The organism is Lacinutrix cladophorae, from assembly GCF_053604645.1.
In genome coordinates, this window is record NZ_JBSHNR010000070.1 from 114,978 (window position 1) to 139,110 (window position 24,133).

Genomic DNA, 24,133 nt, shown 5'->3' on the forward strand with positions numbered 1-24,133 from the left:
ATTAGATTGTTTTAATCATTTTGTGTTTCTCCTGAAACACCATAGTTTCCAGAAAATATTCCAAAGTCAAAAAAGTTTATATTTAAATTGTTGTCAAAATCTGCTCGACTGTCATATCCTGATTGAGTAGAATTTAATCCATAAGTACTCGATAATATCCCAAAATCAAAAAAGTTAATCGCATTATCATTATTTGTATCTCCAGCTAATAATTGAGGAATCATTTCTGTTTGATTACCAATTACATTGATGGTAATTAGACGCTGTAAATACATTGCATGTTTTACTAATACTTTATAATTCCCAGGAAGAATTTCGGTACTTATAGTGATCGTTCCTGCTGCATTAGCCGTTTCGTTTAAGGTATGTATAGGAGTAACTAAATCATTAATATCATAAATAATAACCGAATAGTTTCCAGAATAATCTGTTCTTCCTTGAAGGGAAACATTTAAAAATAGGCTATATGTTGAAGTGACACTTACGGTTTGTTGGCAAGTTAGGGAATCATTGCCTGCTGCATCTGTTGCAGTCCATGTAATAGTTGTATCTCCTAAAGGAAAAGGGTCTGTTAATAATAAGGCATCACTTCTAATTCCAGAATATGTAATTGCTGCCGAGCAATTATCTGTTGCAGTAGGTTCTATAATGGTTAATGATATTTCTGTAGTCCCATTTGCTACAATTTCTTCCATGTTTTCTGGGCAAGTAATCATTGGAGCTTCAGTGTCCTCAAGAACTGTCCAAAGAAAAGTTTCAATAGCATCCATACTTCCAGGTTTCGATACCGTAACCGTCACTTGATGTATGCCATCACTATTTAATCCTCCAGTTGTAGCACTAGCATCAATGGTTCCAAAAATTAGCCCATTGGTTGGTTCTATTTGCAATCCACTTGGTTGTCCGCTAATGGCATAAGTAAAGTTTTCAGAAGTGCTTCCTCCATTTGCAATTGCAGAAAAGTCTGAAATTTCTAAGGCACAGCTAGTAATATCTGCAATAGGATCGATAATAATATCGGAAGCTTGTAAAGCTAGAATTTCAATAGCATTCACCATTGGATTTTCTAAATTTCTAAAAAACTCAATTTCTAGAATCCCATCTAATACGAGTACATTGTGTTGAATCATTCCAGCAATTCTATGACCAAATCTTGAGGAAACATCAATGTTTTCTAAAAAGCGTTGGTTTTCAATATCTACGCTAAAAAAGCGTTCCTCAGGATTAGAAGTTCCATTATATAAATTAGCAACATAAAAATTAACAATATAATCCCCATTAGGTACTGGAATAGAAAACACCATAGGGTTTGAGCTAGCACTAATACTACGTTGCGAGTTCATAACTGTTTCATAAGTAGTTTGGTCTATATATGATGGAATAGATGTGTCTTTATACGTATAATCTAGTGTTGAAATAGCATATCTAGATCCTGAAGAAACAGCATAAGATGTGCCTGTAAAAGTGCCATTAGTATTGTTAGCCTCCCAATCTGGACCAGAATCGCTTGCAGTGACTAAAGGACCTCCAGCATTAATTCGTACTATTGGCGAAAATGTATCTGTAATTTCTCCTGTAAGATTAACTTGAATAGGAGAGTTGTTCCCAGAATGTACAATTTGTAAAGTCGCATTTTTTACACCTAAAAGACTGTTTGATATAAAATGAATTGGCAAGTCTTCATTGGTTCCTGCGTTAATAGTTAATGGTAACGAAACATCGGTTGAAAACATAGCTGCATCTGTACCAGAAAAGTTAAGGGCTGTAATGGTTATAGGATCATCTGTAGGGCCTCCTTCATTACTAACATTAAGAGGTTTCGTTCTTAAAGAATTTATTGTAGGAGTTAATCCGAAATCTAAAGGGGTCGGATTGGAGGATAATATTCCGTTTTGGTTTTCGTAAACTTCTATATAATCCCAAGTTGCAGTAAATGGGTTTGAAGAACTACTTGTAGCATCTCTAGCGGTTGAAATCATTCCAATGGCTAATCCTTTGTTGTCTAAGGGATCTAAAAAGTTGGTAGGTAAAGATATTGGGCTTCCTAAAACAAGTAATGTTTGTCCATCATCTATAGAATAAAAAGGTTGTGCTGTATTTGCTGCAGGATCTATACTAAAGTATAAACCAACAGATCCAGCATTTAATATTCCAGGAACATCATAAGTATTGTTAGTTGTAACGACACCATTGTCTTCTAATAATACTTGTAATCCATGTACTGTATCGGCATTACTTGTTCCATTCATTAAAACAAGTTTTAAATAGTTGTCTTGGTCTCCATTTCCAAAACTAATACCATAAGATTGAGAATCTATAGGCTGTGTTTGTGAGCCATTAATACCAAAAAAAGGCGATTCAATTTTAGAATGAATAGTAAAAGGAGTAGAGTTTGTATCTACATTTACGCCAAACTGAAAACCATTTTTCTGATTATTTGTTGTAGCATCTCCACCGGTAACTAAATCCACCGTGGCTTTACCCGCAGCACCTCCAAAAGACAAGTTGTCTTCTATGTATTGTGATAAGTAATCTGTTGTTCCAGAAGGGTCTAGTATTAAACCTGTAAAACCTAAACCAAAAAAGCCAGTTCCTGGATCATTATTCCAAAATGGATAATCTATAGGCAGACTTGTTGTTAAGCCGTTATTAGCATCTAGTGCAAATACATCATTGACATCTAAAATAGTATCATTGTCATCATCGGGATCGTTTAAATCGGAAATGAAGTCGCCATCATTATCATTTGGTTTACTTCCTTGTGAACAAATATTGGTTCCGTTATCAATTTCATCTTGATTCGAAAAGCCATCCCCATCATTGTCTGCAAGTGCATCGTATCCTGGTTCTCCGGGTTGTGTACAATCTAAGTCAGATGGTTCAAAAACAGTAATGTTATTTGCTCCATAAGTTGCAGCCCAAACTGTACCTGGAAAAATATCACTATCATTTTGCGCTGTAATGTCTAGTGGTAAAGCTCCAAAGCCACTAAAAATAACTTCTTGTTCTATTACATTATCTCCTGCAGCATTTAGTACATACCTGTTAATATCGCCATTAAAAGAAGCTGTTAGTATATTTCCTTGCATGACACCATTAAAGTTTGTTGCTGTATATTCTAATATACCATTAGTAGATGATGGTCTAACATCTAAAATATTATTTTTAGTACTTGCAATAGGTTCATCTACTAGATATTCAGCTAAACGAGGGTCATCTGGAAAGTCACCAATAGTAAAAGAAGAATTAAAATATCCTGAAGTTCCAGAAAGTAAAGATTGTAATGTATTTGTACTAGTAGCAACCCAGGAACCATTTATTTTTTCATAGGCAATTACTTCTGCTCTAGAAGGAAATGCATTAATAGGTATTGGATGGCCTCCATAATAAGTTTTATTGGCATCATTAGTAGTACCTACATAATGTAATGGGTCTCCAATTAAGCTACTCCCAGACTCATTCATTTCATTTTTTATATAATGATTTAGAGGGTCGAAAGTAATAGTGCTTTCGTCTCCAAGAAAATTGTTTGTAGCACTGTCGTATATTTTTGGAATACCACCCCAAAGCGAGTTTGGGCCATTATCTGAAGTGTAAATTCTTCCATTTTCGGTGACAACAACATCATAGGCATTTCTGAAACCTGGTGCAAACAGTTGAATTGGGCCTCCTGTTTCAGGAAAAGCTTGATTTAAACTATTGTTTCCGCCAAAAGGGTCGTTTATATCTATGGTTGCATCTCGTAATGGATGACCAACAGGATACGGGAAGTTTGCATGTGTCTTATCTATATCTAATCTTGTAGGATCGTTTAATGTTGGTAAATCATATACATAATCGGTATTGTTTCTTGGGTCTGTATAGGTTGGCATGGCATCTAATTGTGTAAGATTAACAATTAGCATGGAAGCAGATAAAAAGTATTCTGGAGTACCAGCAAAATTATTACTTGGTGCGCCTTTATTCGTATTTCCCCCTTGTACTATTAATAGATAAGTGTTTCCAGAACGCTCAAAAATATCTAATCCATTTATGGCGTGATTTTCTTCACAACGCGGCAAACCTCTAATTAAATCTACTTTATCCCACGAGGTACCATTCCATTCTAATTTTGAGAGTATTCCAGAATTAGTATCTAAATTGGTGTCACTACCAGCACCTCCACCTCCAAATAAAAAATCGGAAGAGGTAACATAAAGAATAGGATTTGTTGCAGTTCCAGCAGTTGCTATTCCTGTGATTAAGCGTTGCTGGGTTGTGTTTGAAATTCCAGAATCATCATGATTAACAATACCTGTTTGTATTGTTGTAATTTCTTCTGTATTTGTAATAGTGTAAGTCCCGTTTCCAGATGTAGCAGCATCTCTAATAATAGTATATGCCCAAATTTTACCATCTTGTTGTGCAATATACAGTCTATTGTCTGGACCAAACTCTAGTGAAGTTGGATTAAGTACAGATTCTCCAACTAATCCAGAAGCTCCAAAACTAATTGTTTGAGCTAGTGTTTTTGAAGAAAAAAGGACTGCGGAAATTAAGATAAATAGCACAAAATTTCGCTTTAATGCAAGATAAAGCTTCATAATTTTTTTTCGTTTTTTATTAAGTGCTATTAATCGAAAAAAATATAAGAGTTTTTTGTTATTTCTAACAACGAAATAAATTTATGAAATATTGAATAGACTACGTTACATCCTGAAGTATATTCGTTGAAAAGGAATAAAATCGGTTGTTTTGTTTATGGGAAAAAATGTCAATTATAAAGAATTAATTATTCTTCATTTAACTTGTTAATAGCAGCTATTCTTCCAACAAAAAAAGCTGCTATTACAGTGATCATTCCTGTAACAACAGACCAAGTTGGGTGCGACATAGCAAAAGAACCTCCTATTGAACCTATAATAATAATTGCAGAAACAATATATGCAGGAATTAGTGAGGTTTCTGAAACAGCAGTGGAAGCGATCATACCTCCAATAATACCAAAAAAGTGAGCAATTATCACTAAAACCATTGCTCCAGTTGGGATCAAGTGCATATTTTGCTTAATGGATTCCGGATCCATAGGATTTGCTCCTTGTGGAAAGGTGAAAAATTGTGGTCCTAAAATATACAATAAAAACACTACTAATCCAGAAACAACTAGACCTACTGCTATGGCAAACAAATTTCTCATATCTTCAATTTTGGTTAGGTATTTTTAAAGATACAAAAAAATATTTGTTAAAAAATTAAAGATTTATAAGTTGGTGATTGGTGTGTGTGCTTTTTATCACTAGTTGTACCTAATTAAAAAATTCAGTTTCAGAAGATAATTCAGATTAATGATTGTATCAAATGATAGTATCACGAATGAAACCGCCATACAAAATAACAACTTCTATTTTAAAGTTAATAACTTCAATTTCGGAAAAAGTAAAGTATACTACTTACTTACTTACTTACTTACTTACTTACTTACTTACTTACTTACTTACTTACTTACTTACTTACTTACTTACTTACTTACTTACTTTTTGTTTTATGTTATTTACTATATGGCATTATTGAATTCTATTTCTCTGTTAACATTTTGCTTTTATGGATTTCATAGTTTTTTTAAAGGATAATATAAAGTCCAATACACACTATTTAATATAAAAAATCCTGATAGGTTAATATCAGGATTTTTTGTGTGCATTTAAAAATCTATAGACTAATAATAGTCATGTATTTGGTTTCTGTTTTTAAAACATTATTTATTCTTCAATTAAAACCCATTCGCCTTTAGCTATTAAAGGTTCTGCTTGTTTGTATTTTACGGTTTTATTTTCACCACTCATAACGTGTTTAATAGTAACCTTGTCGTTACGTCCAATTTTTGGTTTGTCGCGTACAATAGTTTCAACAACTTCTGGTTGACGTTGTGTGTTACTAGCTGCTCTATTTTGAGCAGAACGTTCATCTAGGTTAGGAATTTCTTCTTTTTGTGTTTGTAAGTTTTCCTTTTTACGTGTTTCTTTTGCTTCTTGAATGTTAGATTCTTGGGTTGGCAATTCTCCTTTAAATAAGAAAGAAATCACATCTTTATTTACTTGATCGATAGTCGTTTTAAATAATTCGAAAGCTTCAAACTTATAAATTAATAATGGATCTTTTTGTTCATGTACCGCTAATTGAACCGATTGCTTTAACTCATCCATTTTACGTAAATGCGTTTTCCAAGCATCATCAATAATTGCTAGAGTAATGTTTTTTTCGAAATCTGTTATTAATTGTTTCCCTTTTGTTTCATAGGCTTTTTCAAGATCTGTAACTACTTGTAAAGATTTCACACCATCTGTAAATGGTACTACTATTCTTTTAAATTTATCGCGTTGCGTTTCGTATACATTTTTAATAATAGGGAAAGCAATTTCTGCATTGCGTTCCATTTTTGCTCTATAATGTTCGAAAGCAGCTTTGTAAACTCTTTGCGCAATTTCTTGAACAGGAAGTTTTGTAAATTCAGCTTCGGTAATTGGAGAGCTCATAGAGAAGTAACGAATTAATTCAAATTCAAAATTCTTAAAATCACTAGCAGCTTTGTTTGTTTCTGTGATGTTTTCAGAAGTATCGTAAACCATATTGGCTAAATCTACACGTAGACGTTCGCCAAATAATGCGTGATGTCTACGTTTGTATACTACCTCACGTTGGGAATTCATGACATCATCATATTCTAATAAACGCTTACGAACCCCAAAGTTATTTTCTTCTACTTTTTTCTGTGCTCTTTCAATAGATTTAGAAATCATAGAATGCTGAATCACTTCCCCTTCTTGTAATCCCATTCTATCCATCATTTTAGCAATACGTTCACTACCAAAAAGACGCATCAAATTATCTTCTAACGAAACATAAAATTGAGAGCTACCAACATCTCCTTGACGACCAGCACGACCACGTAATTGTCTGTCTACACGACGAGAATCATGACGTTCTGTACCAATAATAGCTAAACCGCCAGCAGCTTTAACTTCGTCACTTAATTTAATATCTGTCCCACGACCAGCCATGTTAGTAGCAATGGTTACTTGACCAGATCTTCCAGCTTCGTCTACTATTTCTGCTTCTTTTTTATGCTGTTTTGCATTTAATACGTTATGAGGCACTTTTCTAATAGAAAGCATTTTTCCTAAAAGTTCCGAAATTTCTACGTTAGTAGTACCAATTAAAACAGGTCTTCCAGCTTCGGATAGTTTGGTTACTTCATCGATTACAGAATTGTATTTTTCACGTTTCGTTTTGAATACTAAATCTTGTCTATCATCACGTGCTATTGGTTTGTTTGTCGGAATTTCTACAACATCTAATTTGTAAATTTCCCAGAACTCTCCAGCTTCTGTTACAGCAGTACCTGTCATACCAGAAAGTTTTCGGTACATTCTAAAGTAATTTTGTAGTGTTACTGTAGCAAAGGTTTGTGTAGCATCTTCAATTTTTACATTTTCTTTAGCTTCGATTGCTTGGTGTAAACCGTCAGAATAACGACGACCATCCATAATACGACCAGTTTGCTCGTCTACAATCATTACTTTATTATCCATTACTACATATTGCACATCTTTTTCAAAAAGCGCATATGCTTTAAGTAATTGGTTTAGGGTATGTATACGTTCGGATTTGATTCCGAAATCGCGAAATAGTTCTTCTTTTTCTTCTGCTTCCGCTTCTTTACTTAATCCTTTTGCTTCAATTTTTGCAATTTCAATACCAATTTCTGGCATTACAAAAAAGTCTGGATTATCTTTTCCAGAAAGGTATTCAATACCTTTATCTGTAAGTTCTATTTGATTGTTTTTTTCTTCAATTACATAGTACAATTCCGCATCAATTTTAGGCATTTCGCGATTGTTGTCTTGCATGTAAAAGTTTTCTGTTTTTTGAAGTAGTTGTTTTACTCCTTCTTCACTTAAAAACTTAATTAATGCTTTATTTTTGGGAATACCTCTATACACTCGAAGTAATTGAAAGCCTCCTTCTTTTTCATCACCAGAAGCGATTAGTTTTTTTGCTTCGGCTAAAACGCCTGTTAAATATTTTCGTTGTACCGAAACAATGTCATCTACTTTAGGTTTTAAGGCATCAAACTCATGTTGATCTCCTTTTGGTATTGGACCAGAAATAATTAATGGTGTTCTTGCATCATCTACTAAAACCGAATCGACCTCATCGACAATGGCATAATGATGTGGACGTTGCACTAAATCATCTGGATTGTGTGCCATATTATCACGTAAGTAATCGAAACCAAACTCATTGTTTGTTCCATAGGTAATGTCTGCATTGTATGCTTTTTTACGCGCTGCAGAATTAGGTTTGTGATAATCTACACAGTCTACACTCATACCATGGAACTCGAATATTGGAGCCATCCATGCGCTATCCCTTTTTGCTAGATAATCGTTTACTGTTACTAAATGTACACCACGACCAGCTAAAGCATTAAGATATACAGGTAGTGTTGCTACTAGTGTTTTACCTTCTCCTGTATGCATTTCGGCAATTTTACCTTGGTGCATTGCAATACCTCCAATTAATTGCACATCATAATGAATCATGTCCCAAGTAATAGGTTTACCTGCAGCGTCCCAAGAGTTTGCCCAAGTTGCATTATCTCCTTCTAAAGTTACATAATCATGCTCTCCCGAAATTAGTCTGTCAAACTCATTAGCGGTAACTGTTATAGAAGTATTGTTTGTAAAACGTTTTGCAGTTTCTTTTACTACAGCAAAAGCTTCTGGTAAGATATCGTTTAAAACGTCTTCAGTAATTTTATAGACATCATCTTTTATAGCATCGACTTCTAGGTAGATATCTTCACGTTTGTCAATATCTTCTTCTTTTTCGGCTGCTTCTATAAGTGCGTCTATCTTGTCTTGAAGTGGTTTACGTGCTTCGGCTATTTTTTCTTTAAAGAAAGTAGTTTTTGCTCTAAGTTCATTGTGAGATAAAGCTTCTAAAGCTGTTTCGAAGGTTTTAATTTTATTTACTAAAGGTGTTATGGCTTTTACGTCTTGTTTAGACTTGTCGCCAACAAACACTTTTAATACAGAATTTAAAAAACTCATGTGTGGTATGTTTTTTACTTAAGCGACCTCTCGATTGTACTTGAGGTAACAATAAGTTTTTGATTGTTAATGTGTATTTTTTTGAAAAAAATTAAAGAAATAAAAAAGCTTCTCGTTTTACGAGGATTACAATTTTTGATTGTTGCCTAAAAGCAAAGCCTTTAGGAATCTTTAATTAATATTCAAAGATACGTTATGTTGTTATTTTATTTTAATTATAGCCAATAAAAAAAGCCTCGATAAGAGACTTTTTTATTGGTAATTTTTTGATATTAATACTCGTCCTCATTCCAGAGGTAATCTTCATCTGTTGGATAGTCAGGCCAGATTTCTTCGATGGAGTCGTATGAATCTCCTTCATCTTCAATTGCTTGTAAGTTTTCAACAACTTCTAAAGGCGCTCCTGTTCTGATTGCGTAATCTATAAGTTCGTCCTTTGTTGCTGGCCAAGGTGCATCACTTAAATAGGATGCTAATTCTAATGTCCAATACATTTCTAAATAATTTTATTTTTGCAAAAATAAATTTTTAGTTTAAATAGTCAAGAAAAAAGTGGATTATTTTTTCAATAATTAAAAGAACGTCTACTTTACTGAAACTACTTGATACTAAAGTATTTTGCAGTGTTACTAATTGCAGGTTGTAAAATTATTGCTTTTCAGGAATCCATTTTACTTCGTCTGCCTGTAAATCATAAGACAACTTTCGTGCCAAGACAAAAAGATAGTCGGATAACCTGTTTAAGTACATTAAAGTAGTAGGTTCTATGGTTTCTATATCGTTTAAAGCCGTTGCTAAACGCTCTGCACGTCTACAAACACATCGTGCTATGTGACAGAATGACACGGTTTGGTGACCACCTGGAAGCACAAAGTGCGTCATTTGTGGTAATGCTTCATTCATGCTATCCATTTCTTTTTCTAGAAGTTCGATGTTTTGAGAAGAGATTTTAGGAATATTAAGTCGTTCTTTTCCATTTTTAAGGATGGCCTTTTCTGGATCTGTTGCTAAAACTGCTCCAACTGTAAAAAGGCGATCTTGTATATGTATAAGCACTTCTTTGTATTTGGTGTTTATTTCTTGGTCTCTAATTAATCCAATATGCGAGTTAAGCTCGTCTACAGTGCCATAGCTTTCTATACGAATATGGTGTTTTGGGACTCTTGTGCCCCCAAAAAGCGCTGTGGTGCCTTTATCTCCTGTTTTTGTATATACTTTCATTTTTATAATTGTAAAAGTTTGAAAGTTGAAAGTTAAAAGTTAAAAAGGAGAAGGCAAAAGTTATGTGGTTAAAAAGTTATAAAGTTAATACTTTTGAGGCATCGTGAATTTTAAACGATAACATCAAGCAAAAATATGGTCTATTTATTTGCTATTAAAAAATAACTGTAAGTTGGTGTGTGATAAGGATTGTAGTGGTTGCTTTTGGTTTTTTACCAAAAGCAAATTACCCCAATAAAAAAAAATGACAAGCGCTAAAAAACAATATTCTAAAAGCTAAAACTATCTATTTCTAGTATCGCTTTCTATAAGTCCGTCACGTAAACGAATTACTCGATGTGCATGATCTGCAATTTCTTCTTCGTGCGTAACCATGATTACAGTGTTTCCAGCTTTGTGGATTTCGTCAAATAAGCCCATAATTTCTTCTCCAGTTTTAGAGTCTAGATTTCCTGTAGGCTCATCGGCAAGAATAATGGAAGGCTTATTTACTAATGCTCTACCAACTGCTACACGTTGGCGTTGTCCACCAGAAAGTTGGTTTGGTCTATGGTCCATTCTATCTGCAAGACCAACATTGTCAAGAACTTCGGCAGCACGTGCATGACGCACAGATTTAGATGCTCCTGCATATACCATAGGAAGCGCAACGTTGTCTAGTGCTGTAGTACGAGGTAAAAGGTTGAAGGTTTGAAATACGAAGCCTATTTCTTTATTTCTAATATCGGCAAGTTCATCATCACTCATTTTACTAACGTCTTGACCGTTTAGTAAATAGTTCCCTGCTGTTGGTGTGTCTAGGCATCCTAAAAGATTCATGAGTGTAGATTTACCAGAACCTGAAGGTCCCATGATTGCTACATAATCTCCACGTTCTATGTTTAAATCTATTCCTTTTAAAACGTGAACTATTTCTGTTCCTAGTTTAAAATCTCGAATAATATTTTTTATTTCTATAACGTTACTCATAAATTTAAGGTGTAAAATTTTAAGTTATAAGTGCCTTAGTTTGTAAAGGTATTGCAAGGTACATATTTCTAATATAAAGTAAGACGCTAAATAGCTTACGATGTTACAATCTAATTGTAAAATGTTCTTTTTCTTGTTCTTTTCGGAAAAATACAAATCCCCAAAAAAAGGTATCAATAGTTACAGTTACTTTAGGATGCTTTTGGATTAGGCTCCAAGCTTTTGTCATTTGTTTGGACCAATGAATATCATCAAAAATAATGACCGAATCATTATGAACGTTATGAAGTAAGGTTTTAAAGTAATTTAAAGTGGCTTCTTCTTGATGATTTCCATCTATATAGATAAGATCGAATTTTTGATTTTTTATAGCGGTTAATTCGGTTTTAAAATCATTGATTTTTAAATCTATGTTTTTAATATGAAATGCTTCAAATTGTTGTTTTGCTATTTTACCTGTTTCTGGGCAACCCTCTATAGTTATAATGTTTCCGTTTTTATTTCCTAAACTTAAAGCAGTGGTTGCTAAACCTAAAGAAGTGCCTAATTCAAGGCTGTTTTTTGTTTGAAAATAATTTGCGATTCGGTAGAGTAACTGTGCTCTTTTTTTTGTTATACCTGCCGTTTTTGCGATTTTTGAAACTTGCCTTTGGTTGGTTTTAAAGATGCGACTTCCTGCACCAAAATCGGTTATAGATATTGTAGTGTTGTTTTGATAGAGTTTTTCTCTGTGTTGGCTTAAAGTTCTGTAATCTTCTAATTTTGCTTTGTTATACAAGCATTTGGTTACCAAATTATACACAAAAGGAGAATGTACACCATGTTGGTTGGTGGATTTTTTTAAGAATTTTAGGTATTGTTTGGCTTGGTATAGCATTGTTTAGATGAAAAGGTAATAAGACAAAAGGCAAAAGTAGTGAGGTGAAAGTTATGTGGCAAAAGTTATTTTGGGTAATTGGTTTGTTGTTCCTAGTGAGTAGTTTGTTAGCGGTGAGTTGTTGGGTGAAAAGTTTAAGGTGTGCTTGTATTTTTTTATATGATTTTTAGGCAGGCTCGAAAGGATTATGTTTTTAAGAAAAGGATTTTGCTTTCGACTATGTTGGTTTAAGTTATTTCTTTTCTTCTCTTAAAATTTTCTCCATTTTACGGCCTTTAGCTAGCTCGTCGATAAGCTTTTCCATACGACGGCATTGTTTGTAAGTGTAAAATTCATCTTCAATTTCTTCAATACGATAGCCACAAACCACTCCTTTAATCAGGTGGGCGTTAGGATGAATTGTCGCTTTTTGAAAAAAAGTTCTAAAAGTTACGTTCTCTTCTAAAAGTGTTTCTAACTCTTTATTGTTAAATCCAGTAAGCCATTCTATTACTTGATTTAATTCTTCTTTTGTTCTACCATTTTTCTCTAACCTATTTAAGTAAAGCGGATAAATGGTTGTAAATATCATATGAGCAACTTTTTCGTTTTTTTCAGTTGTAACTTTCATTCTTCATTGATTTAGGATTACTTGGTACTAAGTTAATAAATTACAAAAAAGTTATTCTTCCATTTTTTCCATAAGTTCAAACCATCGTTCTTCTTTGGTTTCCATTTCTGTAATAATATTTTGTAGTTTATCGGAAAGCTCTGTAATCTTTTCTTGTGTAAGTGTTTCGTCTAAAAATTTAGCTTCTAATTCTTTTTTATCGAATTCTAAAGATTTTAATTTGCTTTCAATGTTTTTATATTCTTTTTGTTCGTTGTACGATAGTTTTGTGTTACTATCTTTTTTCCAAGATTTCTTTTCTTTTTTATCTTCTGTATTTTCTGTTATTGCTGGTTGACTGTCTTCGTACGCTCTATAATCGCTATAGTTTCCTGGGAAATCTTCTACAACACCTTCTCCTCTAAAAACAAAAAGGTGGTCTACAATTTTATCCATAAAATATCTGTCGTGCGAAACCACAATTAAGCAACCAGGGAAATCTAATAAAAAACTTTCAAGAACATTAAGCGTTACAATGTCTAAATCGTTAGTAGGTTCATCTAAAATTAAAAAGTTTGGATTTTGAATTAGTACAGTGCATAAGTATAGTCTTTTACGTTCGCCACCGCTTAATTTTTCGACAAAATCATATTGTTTTTTTCTGTCGAATAGAAAACGTTCTAAAAGTTGTTGTGCACTTATTTGTCTTCCTTTTTTAAGAGGAATATAATCTCCAAATTCGCGAACTACATCAATAACTTTTTGGTCTGGTTTTACATCTATTCCGCTTTGGGTGTAATAGCCAAATTTCACGGTTTCACCGATGGTAATTTTACCAGAATCTGGTTGTATTGTTTGTGTTAGTATGTTCAGGAATGTAGATTTTCCTGTTCCGTTTTTACCAATAATTCCTGCACGCTCTCCTTTTTGAAAGTTGTATTCAAATTGATTGAGAATAGTTTTGTTTTTAAAGGATTTTGATATTTTGTGAAGCTCAATAATTTTACTTCCAAGCCGTTCCATATTTAGCTCTAGCTGCATTTCATGGTCGTTTCTGCGTTGGTGCGCTCTGTGTTTTATTTCGGTAAAATCGTCTATTCTAGATTTCGATTTTGTAGTTCTTGCCTTTGGCTGTCTTCGCATCCAGGTAAGTTCTTTTTTATAGAGTTGTTTTGCTTTCCCCGTCTCTACGGTTTCTATGTTTATACGTTCCTCTTTTTTTTCAAGATAGTACGAATAGTTTCCTTTGTATGAAAATAATTCGCCTTGATCTAATTCTATAATTTCATTGCAAACACGTTCTAAAAAATAACGATCGTGCGTCACCATAAAAAGGGTGATGTTTTCTTTAGCAAAAAAGGTTTCTAGCCACTCAATCATTTCTAAATCTAAATGGTTGGTAGGCTCATCTAAAATAAGTAAATCGGGTTTGTTAATTAATGCATTGGCTAAAGAAAGCCGTTTTTTTTGTCCACCAGAAAGCGCGTTTACTTTTTGGTTTAGGTCTTCTAGATTTAGTTTAAAAAGTATTTGTTTGTATTGCGTTTCAAAATCCCAAGCATTATGCCTGTCCATGTTTTCAAAAGCTTTTTGATATGCTTCGGTATCTTCTGGATTTAATAGCGCTTCTTCATAAGCTTTAATGACTTTTAAAATTTCATTATCCGAACTAAAAATAGTTTCTTCAATGCTAAGGTTTTGGTCTAAATTAGGTTCTTGAGGTAAAAAGGAAACGACAATATCTTTTCTGAAAATTACTTGACCAGCATCTGGCTCGTCCAGTTTCGCTAAAATATTTAGAATGGACGTTTTTCCGGTACCGTTTTTAGCTACAAATGCTACTTTTTGATCTTTATGAATACTAAATGAAATGTCTTGGAAGAGTGTTAATTCTCCATACGATTTCGATATGTTTTCTACGTTTAGGTAATTCAAATTTTGTGTTTTTTACAAATAACGTACAAAAAACCAAAAAAAGTTCTATAAGTTTTTATATTCCTATTGAAAACTTATATTTGTTACGTAACATTAAACTTCAAAAATGAAGAAATTATTTTTCGCTCTTTCTTTTATTCTTACTGTATTTGCTAGCTCTTGTATTCCTCATAAAGATACGTTATACATACAAGAAAAGGAATCTACCGTAGATTCATTACAAACTATAGTAGAAAAGCAAAAACCATATCGTATTCAAATTAACGACATACTAAATATTCGAGTAAAAGCTTTAGATCAAGAAAACGTACAGATCTTTAACCCAATAGGGGAAGCCGATTTAAATGCTGGTAGTGTTGAACGCTCTTATTTTGATGGTTTTACTGTAGATGTACATGGTAATATACGAATTCCTACTTTAGGTAAAATGAATGTTTTAGGGTATACTACAGAAGAGATTGAGCAAATGATTGAAGAGAAGTTATTAGCAGAAGAATTTAAAGAAACCGCTAATATTTTTGTGACCGTAAAACTTACCGGTTTAAAATATGTAACTACAGGAGAAATTGGGGCTACTGGTACTAAAGTGTTATTTCAAGAACGTGTTAATATATTAGAGGCTATAGCTAATTCTGGTGATATACCTGTAACCGGAGACAAGAAAGATGTTTTAATAATTAGGCAATATCCGCAAGGACAAAAAATTCATCATTTAGATTTAACAGATATAAACGTTATGGATTCTCCCTATTATTATATTCAACCCAATGATATGATTTATGTAAAACCATTAAAACAGAAAGCTTGGGGTACTGGAACCAATGTATTGCAAAATATAGGAGCAGTTGCCACTGTTTTATCTTTAATTACTACCACCGTTTTATTATTAAATCGTTTTTAAGTTATGGCATATAATGAATTTGATGATATAGAAAATTTAGAATCTAATCATGTTGCTTTTGATTTTAAGGGCTTCCTGTTTAAAGTACTTAATCTATGGAAGTTTGTTCTTCTATGTATTGGAGCAGCACTAATTATAGCGTATTTAATAAATGTAAGAAAGCAAAACGTTTATAAATTAGATTCTTTGATTAGTGTAGAGAATGATCAAAACCCTTTTTTTACTGCCAATACTAGTATTTCTTTTAACTGGGGAGGAGTTTCTGGTAAGATGGGGAAAACGATTACGACATTGCAAACTAGGACACATAATGAAAAGGTAGTAGATTCCCTTCAGTTTTATATGGATTACTTAGTAGAAGGGAAGTATCGAAAAATTGATATTTACAAACAGGCGCCATTTATCGTGGAGTTAGATATGAATAAATACCAAGTGCTAGGAAAGCCTATTGGTATTCGATTTATTACAGATACCCAATTTGAAATTTTCATGAAAAATGAAAATGTTAAAGGAAGAGGTCAACGTTATGATAATAAGGAGGTTGGTTCGGTTGACGTTCCTCTTGGAAATTTTAACAAAAGTTATGTTATTGGTGAAAAAATAGAATTGCCTTTTTTTAATGGAAGAGTTCAACTTAGAAGTGAAAAAGTAATTAAACCTCAATCTGAGTTCTTTGTATTGTTTAAAAGTTTTGATGGTGTTGTAAATAATTATAAAAATGGAGTTATTGTTGGGTCTTTTAATAAAACCAATTCTCCAGTATTAAAGCTTTCTTTAGCAGGAACCAATAAAGCAAAAATTGTAGATTTTTTAAATACTACAGCAGCCATTTTAAGTAGAACGGAGTTGGAGCGTAAAAATTTATATGCTACCAATACCATCAAGTTTATTGATAGTAGTTTAGCAGCGGTTAATACGAGTTTAAAGGATGTAACCGATGAAATGAATTCCTTTAGAAAAAAAAATAAAGTCTTTGATGTGAGTGCTGAAATGACAGATCTTTCGTCTCGATTAAAGGACTTTGAAGCACAAAAAGAAGAAGAGCAAACAAAACTCAATTATTTAAATAGACTAGATACTTATTTAAGAACCAAAACAGATTATACCAATATAGCTGCTCCTACTTCGGTAGGAATTACTGAAGGGAATATTTTAAGTAGTGTTAGTAAAATAACCAATTTAGCAATAGAAAGAAGGAGTTTAGAGTATACCACTCGTGAGGAGTCGGAAATATTTAAAAATATTGATAGACAAATTGATGCCGAAAAAAATGTATTATTAGAAACTATAAAGTCTACCATTAGCACCATTAATTTACAATTAGGCACTATCAATAGGAATATTGCTAATATGGACGCAAAGTTGAGTGGGCTTCCTGAAAATCAACAAGAGTACTTAAAAATTCAACGAAAATTAGATATTAGTCAAGAAGCTTATAATGTGTACATGAACAAGCGAAGTGAAGCCGCTATTGTTAAAGCGGCTAATATTTCGGATATCACAATAGTAGATGAAGCTAAAGATATTGGAGGAGGTAAAATAGGTCCTAATAAGTCTTTAAATTATATGATGGGACTTATGCTTGGTTTCTTTATACCATTGTTTTTAATTTTTGTTATATTTCTTTTAGATAATACCATTCACGGATCTGATGAGGTACAGCAGCTTACTAGTATTCCAATTTTAGGTCTTATTGGCAAGTACAGATATCATAATAATTTGGTGGTTTTTGAAAAGCCTAAGTCTGCAGTGGCAGAATCTTTTCGATCTATACGTTCTAGTTTGCAGTTTTTCTATAAAAATAAGTTGAAAGGTAGTACAGAAGGAGGTAAGACTATTTTAGTAACTTCTTCGGTGAGTGGGGAAGGAAAAACATTTACTTCTATAAATATTGCTACAGTATATGCATTGTCAGGAAAGAAAACCATTCTATTAGGATTAGATTTACGGAAACCAAAAATATTTGATGATTTTAATTTGACTAATGAAGTCGGAATAGTAAATTATTTTATAGGGGATAGTACTTTTGATGAAGTGGTTAACAATACCAACATCGAAAATTTAGATGTAGTTACCTCAGGGCCAATACCGCCAAATCCTTCAGAGCTTTTAATGAGTGATAAAATGGCGCCATTGATTCAAGAACTAAGAAAGAAGTATGATATGATTGTACTCGATACACCTCCTTTAGGTTTAGTAACCGATGCTTTAGAATTGGTACAATATGCAGATGCTTCTATTTTTATGGTACGTTTAGACTATACTAAAAAAGGTATGTTGCAATTAATTAATGCAAAATATAGAGCAGGAGAAGTGAAGAATATTAGTATTGTACTTAACTTTTACAAACATAAAACCAACCATAATTATGGATATGGTTATGGCTATGGTTACGGCTATGGTTACGGGGTTTACGGAAATGCCTACCATGAAGACTCTAAAAAGTCATTATTTAAAAAAGTTAAAGCATTTATTAAAAGTATTTAATATATTCGTTACCGCTATTAATCAATAAAATACATAATGAAAATGCATAAGATAACCGTTATTGGTTTAGGCTATGTTGGCTTGCCATTAGCTTCCGAATTTGCAAAAAAATATCCTGTAATTGGATTTGATATTAATACGCTTCGTGTAACAGAACTACAACAAGGAATAGATAAAACGTTAGAGGTCGAATCCGAAGAGTTACAAAAAGTGCTGGTAGACACTAACACTACTCAAAAAGGGCTGTATATAACCAATACGCCAGAAGACTTAGCTGCCTCTAATGTGTTTATTATCACTGTTCCTACACCAACAGATAGTTTAAATAAACCCGTTTTTACTCCTTTAATAAAAGCCAGTGAAACGGTTGCGAAAGTTTTAAAAAAAGGCGATATCGTTATTTATGAATCTACAGTTTACCCTGGTGTTACCGAAGATATTTGTGTCCCTATTTTAGAGGAGCAATCTGGATTAAAATTTAATACAGATTTTTTTGCTGGTTATTCGCCAGAACGAATTAACCCTGGAGATAAAAAACATACCGTAACCAAAATATTAAAAGTTACTTCTGGTTCTACACCAGAAATAGCAACTGTTATAGACGATTTGTATAAGTCCATTATAACGGCAGGAACACACAAAGCTTCATCAATAAAAGTTGCTGAAGCTGCAAAAGTTATAGAAAACTCACAACGCGATATTAATATTGCTTTTGTTAATGAATTATCTAAAATTTTTAGAATATTAGATATAGATACTAAAGCAGTTTTAGAAGCTGCAGGAACCAAATGGAACTTCATTAATTTTACGCCAGGATTAGTTGGAGGGCACTGTATAGGAGTAGATCCGTATTACTTAGCTCAAAAAGCAATAGAGTCTGGTTACAACCCTGAAATTATTTTAGCAGGACGTAAAATGAATGATAGCATGGGAAGCTATGTAGCGCAAGAAACGGTAAAGTTAATGATTAATAAAGGTGCTACCATTAAAGGTGCTAAAGCATTGGTTTTAGGAATTACCTTTAAAGAAAACTGTCCAGACATTAGAAACTCTAGAGTAATAGACATTATTAAAGAATTAGAAACCTATCACGTAGATGTAGATGTGTTTGATCCTTGGGCTTCTTCAGAAGAAGTAAAGCATGAATACGGTTTTGATTTATTATGTTCTAAAACAGAAATAAGTGATAATTATGATGCTATTATTTTAGCAGTAAGTCATAACGAATTTCTTAAAATAGATATCGAAAAATTAAAATCGCCTATAGGTGTTATTTTTGATGTGAAGTCCTTATTACCTAAGGAAATAGTAAATGGTAGGCTTTAACGTTTTTTAGATGCCGAGTTTCGAAAATCAAAGTACAGCAAACAAAAGCTATAATATTGGGGCATGGCGAACGCAGTGAAGCAATCTCATGAAGCATCCCAATAAATAATTAACAGATTGCTGGAACGCTGCAGTCCTCGCAATGGCCTATAAATTTAAAAATTATGTATACAAAACCATATCACAAACAAGATTTAGCTAATTTCAGTTTTCTAGTAACAGGAGGGGCCGGCTTTATAGGCTCTAACCTTGTTGAATATTTGTTGAAGTTTGGAGCAAAAAAAGTTCGAGTACTGGATAATTTTTCCAATGGATATAGAGAAAATTTAAGTGAATTTGAAGATAATCCTGCTTTCGAATTACTAGAAGGGGATATTCGAGATTTAGAAACCTGTAAAAAGGCGATGTTGAATATAGACTATGTTTCGCATCAAGCTGCATTAGGTTCTGTACCGCGTTCTATAAACGACCCAGCAACAACCAACGCTGTTAATATTAGTGGGTTTTTAAACATGCTTATCGCTGTAAAAGAAAGCAAAACCGTTAAGCGAATGGTGTATGCAGCATCTAGTTCTACCTATGGAGATAGTAAAGCATTACCAAAAGTAGAAGAAAATATTGGCAGTCCACTATCCCCTTATGCGGTAACTAAGTACGTTAATGAGCTGTATGCCGATGTTTTTGGTAAAACCTATAATACCGATGTTATTGGTTTTCGCTATTTTAATATTTTCGGACCAAAACAAAGTCCAAATGGCGCTTATGCAGCAGTAATACCATTATTTATGCAAGCCCTTAAAGATAATAAAGCTCCAAATATTCATGGCGATGGTGAACAAACCAGAGATTTTACTTTTGTAGATAACGCAGTACAAGCCAATGTAAAAGGTATGTTTGCTTCAAAGGAAGCAGCTAATCAGGTATTTAATATTGCTTGTGGCGATCGTATAAGTGTTAATTACTTATGGAATTCCCTAAACCAAGCTGCAAATATGAAACTAGAAGCTATTCATGGACCAACACGTCAAGGCGATGTTAGAGATTCTTTAGCAGATATTTCTAAAGCTGAAAAACTCTTGGGGTATGCACCAGAATATACGGTTAGTGAAGGTTTAGAGATTACTTGGAGCGCGTTTAAAGGAGAATAGATATTCTATATTAAAATACACGAATCTTTTTAAATAAAACATTGCGTTTTATTATATTAGCCCTAAATAAAAACCTAACTACCATTGAATACTCCTAAAGAGGATACATGGCTTTATACCATTTCGTCTAAGCGCAAATTAATCGATTTTAATTTTAAAGAAATTTGGCGCTATAGAGATTTGTTACTTCTATTTGTAAAACGAGATGTTGTTACTGTATATAAGCAAACCATATTAGGTCCTTTATGGTATCTTATTCAGCCTTTGTTTACAGCACTTACCTTTACCTTGATTTTTAATAAAGTTGCTAATATAGAAACGGGAACCGTGCCTCCTTTTTTATTCAACTTAGCAGGTATTTCCATTTGGAACTATTTTAGCACTTGTTTAAATGCTACTAGTGATACCTTTAAAAGTAATGCCGCTGTTTTTGGAAAAGTGTACTTTCCACGTATTATTGTACCCTTATCTATCATCTTATCTAATTTGATGAAATTTGGTATTCAATTACTCATTTTTATTGCTTTTTATATTTATTATTATTTTAATGGTGCGGCTATATCACTAAACGGTGGTGTAGTATTTTTTCCTGTATTAGTTTTGCTAATGGGATTGCTAGGCTTAGGTATAGGAATGATTATTTCTAGTTTAGTAACAAAATATCGCGATTTAAAATTTTTAGTAGGCTTTGGTGTGCAGTTGCTTATGTATGTCTCTGCAGTAATGTACCCTTTGGCTTTAATGCGAGAAAAACTGCCACAAATAGCATGGATTGTAGAGTATAATCCACTAGCTTATATAATAGAAACGGCTCGTTTTATGTTATTAAATACAGGAAGCTTTAGTTGGTTAGGTATATCGTATACTCTATTAGTTACTCTAATAGTGCTTTTGTTTGGTATTATTATTTTTAATAGAACCGAGAAGACGTTTATTGATACGGTTTAGTTAGTGAATAGTGAGTAGTGAAAAGTGAATAGTGAGTAGTGAGTAGTGAATAGCGAATAGTGAGTAGTGAAAAGTGAATAGTGGAGTAGTGAATAGTGAAGTAGTGAATAGTGGAGTAGTGAGAAGTAAATAGTGAGATGTGAGTTGTGAGATGTGAGAAGTGAATAGTAGATTGTTATATATGAATCATAAGGATTTAAACGTTTGGAAAAAAAGTATGGATTTAGCAGTTCATAATCTATGACGTAACAAATGCCTTTCCAAATGACGAACGTTTTGGATTAACAAGTCAAATGCGACGTGCAGCAGTTTCTATTCCATCTAATATTGCAGAAGGTGCCGCAAGAAAAAGTGATAAGGAGTTTTTACAATTTTTAAGTATTGCTTTAGGTTCCTTGTCTGAATTAGAAACACAATACTTATTAGCTATTCGTATTAATATAATAGAAAGAAATGAGGTTGTTGCTCATGCTTTAATAGATGTGAAAAAATTGATTTTAGGATTTAGAAATTATTTAAAGAAGAAAGAATAGTGAATAGTGAATAGTGAATGGTGAATAGTGAAAAGTGAATAGTGAAAAGTGAAAAGTGAATAGTGAATAGTAGTTTCACAACTCACAACTCACAACTCACAACTCACACCTCACATCTCAAAAAAAAATAAACAATGAGTGTCATTTTAAAAGCTGAAAATATAAGCAAACAATACCGACTTGGTCTTGTAGGTACAGGCACTATCAGTCATGATTTAAATAGATGGTGGGCAAGTATTAGAGGGAAAGAAGATCCGTATTTAAAAGTAGGAGCTGTTAACGATAGAAGCACCAAAGCAGATAGTGCGTATGTGTGGGCATTAAAAGATATCAATTTTGAAGTGCAAAAAGGAGAAGTTCTTGGTATTATTGGTAAAAATGGTGCAGGAAAATCTACCTTATTAAAAATACTTTCTCGAGTTACCACACCAACTACAGGCGAAATAAAAACCAAAGGAAGAATAGCCTCTTTATTAGAAGTAGGAACCGGTTTTCATCCAGAACTTACCGGACGTGAAAATATTTACCTAAATGGTGCTATTTTAGGAATGAGTAAAGCCGAAATTAAAGCCAAAGAAGACGAAATTATTGATTTTTCTGGCTGTGCACGTTATGTTGATACACCAGTAAAAAGATACAGCTCTGGTATGCGCGTACGCTTGGCATTTGCTGTTGCTGCCTTTTTAGAACCCGATATTTTAGTGATTGATGAGGTTTTGGCCGTTGGGGATGCAGAGTTTCAAAAAAAAGCCATTGGTAAAATGCAAGACATAAGCAAAGGGGATGGTAGAACCGTTTTATTTGTAAGTCATAATATGGCAGCAGTAAAGAGTTTATGTACTCGGGCTGTTGTTTTAGAACATGGTACTTCGGTTTTTGAAGGAGGAACGGATGAAGCTGTAGATTTTTATTTAAGCAAAGGTTCATATCAGGCAGGTTTGCCATTAATAGATCGTGTTGATAGAAGTGGTAAGGGAAATTTATCGTTTACAGGAATATCTATTTTAAACAGTTTAAATGAAGAACAAACAAATTTACTTGCAGGGGAACCTTATAAAATTAGGTTGCATTTTAAAACCTTAAGTAAGTTGAGTAATGTAAGTATTAGAATAAGAATTATTGATAATAAAGACGTTATCCGATTTTTATGTAACAATTATTTTGTAGACGCTAGAATGTTAAATTTAGATGTTTTAGAAAATGCATCAGCCGATTGTGTAATTCCTAAATTACCATTACCAAATGGAGTGTATACTATACAATTAACATGTTTTACTGCAGATGGTGTACAAGACGATATTGAAAGTGTATTAAGTTTTAATGTAATTGGAGGAGACTTTTTTAAAAGTGGTAGAGAGCAAGTTTCAAAAGAAGGCGTTCTAGTAGAGCATTCATTCACTATTAACTAAAGATTAATGATAGTCAATCACGAGCATAAATTTATTTTTGTAAAAACACAAAAAACAGCAAGTACATCTTTAGAGATTGCATTAAGTAGCTTATGTGGTGAAGAAGATATAGTTACACCAATTTCTACTAATGATGAGTTGTTACGTCAAGAGCTAGGGTATCAGTCTCCTGTTAATTATAATATTCCATTTTCTAGATATTCAAAAAAAGAATTGTTAGATTATGTTTTATATAGAACAAAGAATTCCTTTTATAACCATATTTCTTGTGATGAATTAAAATTACGATTAGGAAGCAAAATATATGATAGTTATTACAAGTTTTGTTTTGAAAGAAACCCTTATGATAAAGCAATATCATTATTTTATCATCAAGGAGGTTTTAAAAAGTGGAATTCTATAGAAAATTTTATTAAAGATGGTGGACTTAAAATAATTAAAGGGTACGACCAATACAGTATAAATAATATAGTTGCAGTAGATGATGTTTTTAAATTTGAAAATATGGATAACGCTTTAAAAATTATATCAGAAAAATTAAATTTAAAGTCTCCTATAGTATTATCTAAAATTAAAGCCAAATCGCAATTTAGAAAAGATAAAAGACCTTACGCAGAGGTGTTAACTAAAAGTGAAAAACACTTAATAGATATTATTTGGGCAAGAGAACGTGAATTAATGGGATATACATTTTAATA

Annotated in this window: 17 protein-coding genes; 8 read left to right on the forward strand and 9 right to left on the reverse strand. The window is 32.8% G+C overall.

Features of this window, described 5'->3' with window-relative positions:
- Positions 1–11 precede the first annotated feature (11 nt).
- The 9 genes from ACVC3Y_RS01290 to ACVC3Y_RS01330 all read right to left on the reverse strand — a co-directional run bounded on the left by ACVC3Y_RS01290 (position 12) and on the right by ACVC3Y_RS01330 (position 14,683).
- Complete coding sequence (locus ACVC3Y_RS01290; RefSeq protein ID WP_452225879.1) at positions 12–4,583, reverse strand: malectin domain-containing carbohydrate-binding protein; 4,572 nt, start codon at positions 4,581–4,583, stop codon at positions 12–14.
- A 188-nt stretch (positions 4,584–4,771) separates the two neighbouring features.
- Positions 4,772–5,176 (reverse strand): hypothetical protein, encoded by a 405-nt coding sequence (locus ACVC3Y_RS01295; protein WP_452225880.1) that lies wholly within the window; start codon positions 5,174–5,176, stop codon positions 4,772–4,774.
- Positions 5,177–5,738: 562 nt separating this feature from the next.
- Complete coding sequence (secA, locus tag ACVC3Y_RS01300) at positions 5,739–9,092, reverse strand: preprotein translocase subunit SecA (RefSeq protein ID WP_452225881.1); 3,354 nt, start codon at positions 9,090–9,092, stop codon at positions 5,739–5,741.
- A gap of 272 nt (positions 9,093–9,364) precedes the next feature.
- The gene (locus ACVC3Y_RS01305) at positions 9,365–9,586 is read right to left on the reverse strand and encodes a DUF2795 domain-containing protein (RefSeq protein WP_008272287.1); all 222 of its coding nucleotides are present in this window, start codon (positions 9,584–9,586) and stop codon (positions 9,365–9,367) included.
- 154 nt (positions 9,587–9,740) lie between these two features.
- Complete coding sequence (locus ACVC3Y_RS01310) at positions 9,741–10,313, reverse strand: cob(I)yrinic acid a,c-diamide adenosyltransferase (protein ID WP_303425016.1); 573 nt, start codon at positions 10,311–10,313, stop codon at positions 9,741–9,743.
- A gap of 282 nt (positions 10,314–10,595) precedes the next feature.
- On the reverse strand, positions 10,596–11,282 hold the full coding sequence (locus ACVC3Y_RS01315; protein ID WP_303425020.1) for an ABC transporter ATP-binding protein: 687 nt from the start codon (positions 11,280–11,282) through the stop codon (positions 10,596–10,598).
- Positions 11,283–11,385: 103 nt separating this feature from the next.
- A complete protein-coding gene (locus tag ACVC3Y_RS01320) occupies positions 11,386–12,159 on the reverse strand; it encodes an O-methyltransferase (protein WP_452225882.1) in 774 nt (257 codons plus the stop codon).
- A 232-nt stretch (positions 12,160–12,391) separates the two neighbouring features.
- Complete coding sequence (locus ACVC3Y_RS01325) at positions 12,392–12,769, reverse strand: DUF2200 domain-containing protein (RefSeq protein ID WP_452225883.1); 378 nt, start codon at positions 12,767–12,769, stop codon at positions 12,392–12,394.
- A gap of 51 nt (positions 12,770–12,820) precedes the next feature.
- A complete protein-coding gene (locus ACVC3Y_RS01330) occupies positions 12,821–14,683 on the reverse strand; it encodes an ABC-F family ATP-binding cassette domain-containing protein (protein WP_452225884.1) in 1,863 nt (620 codons plus the stop codon).
- A 106-nt stretch (positions 14,684–14,789) separates the two neighbouring features.
- Between ACVC3Y_RS01330 and ACVC3Y_RS01335 the strand changes: the two genes are divergently transcribed.
- From ACVC3Y_RS01335 to ACVC3Y_RS01370, 8 genes are all read left to right on the forward strand, one after another.
- Positions 14,790–15,584 (forward strand): polysaccharide biosynthesis/export family protein, encoded by a 795-nt coding sequence (locus ACVC3Y_RS01335; RefSeq protein ID WP_452225885.1) that lies wholly within the window; start codon positions 14,790–14,792, stop codon positions 15,582–15,584.
- A gap of 3 nt (positions 15,585–15,587) precedes the next feature.
- Positions 15,588–18,071, forward strand: a complete 2,484-nt coding sequence (locus ACVC3Y_RS01340; RefSeq protein WP_452225886.1) for a GumC family protein — start codon at positions 15,588–15,590, stop codon at positions 18,069–18,071.
- A 36-nt stretch (positions 18,072–18,107) separates the two neighbouring features.
- Entirely contained in the window at positions 18,108–19,397 is a 1,290-nt protein-coding gene (locus tag ACVC3Y_RS01345; RefSeq protein WP_452225887.1) for a nucleotide sugar dehydrogenase, read from the forward strand.
- 164 nt (positions 19,398–19,561) lie between these two features.
- Positions 19,562–20,545 (forward strand): SDR family oxidoreductase, encoded by a 984-nt coding sequence (locus tag ACVC3Y_RS01350; RefSeq protein WP_452225888.1) that lies wholly within the window; start codon positions 19,562–19,564, stop codon positions 20,543–20,545.
- A gap of 84 nt (positions 20,546–20,629) precedes the next feature.
- Positions 20,630–21,493, forward strand: a complete 864-nt coding sequence (locus ACVC3Y_RS01355) for an ABC transporter permease (protein ID WP_452225889.1) — start codon at positions 20,630–20,632, stop codon at positions 21,491–21,493.
- Between the two features lie 293 nt (positions 21,494–21,786).
- Positions 21,787–22,026: a four helix bundle protein gene (locus ACVC3Y_RS01360; protein ID WP_452225890.1), complete on the forward strand. Its 240-nt coding sequence runs from the start codon at positions 21,787–21,789 to the stop codon at positions 22,024–22,026.
- 134 nt (positions 22,027–22,160) lie between these two features.
- A complete protein-coding gene (locus tag ACVC3Y_RS01365) occupies positions 22,161–23,435 on the forward strand; it encodes an ABC transporter ATP-binding protein (RefSeq protein ID WP_452225891.1) in 1,275 nt (424 codons plus the stop codon).
- A gap of 6 nt (positions 23,436–23,441) precedes the next feature.
- The gene (locus ACVC3Y_RS01370) at positions 23,442–24,131 is read left to right on the forward strand and encodes a sulfotransferase family 2 domain-containing protein (RefSeq protein WP_452225892.1); all 690 of its coding nucleotides are present in this window, start codon (positions 23,442–23,444) and stop codon (positions 24,129–24,131) included.
- Positions 24,132–24,133: the final 2 nt, after the last annotated feature.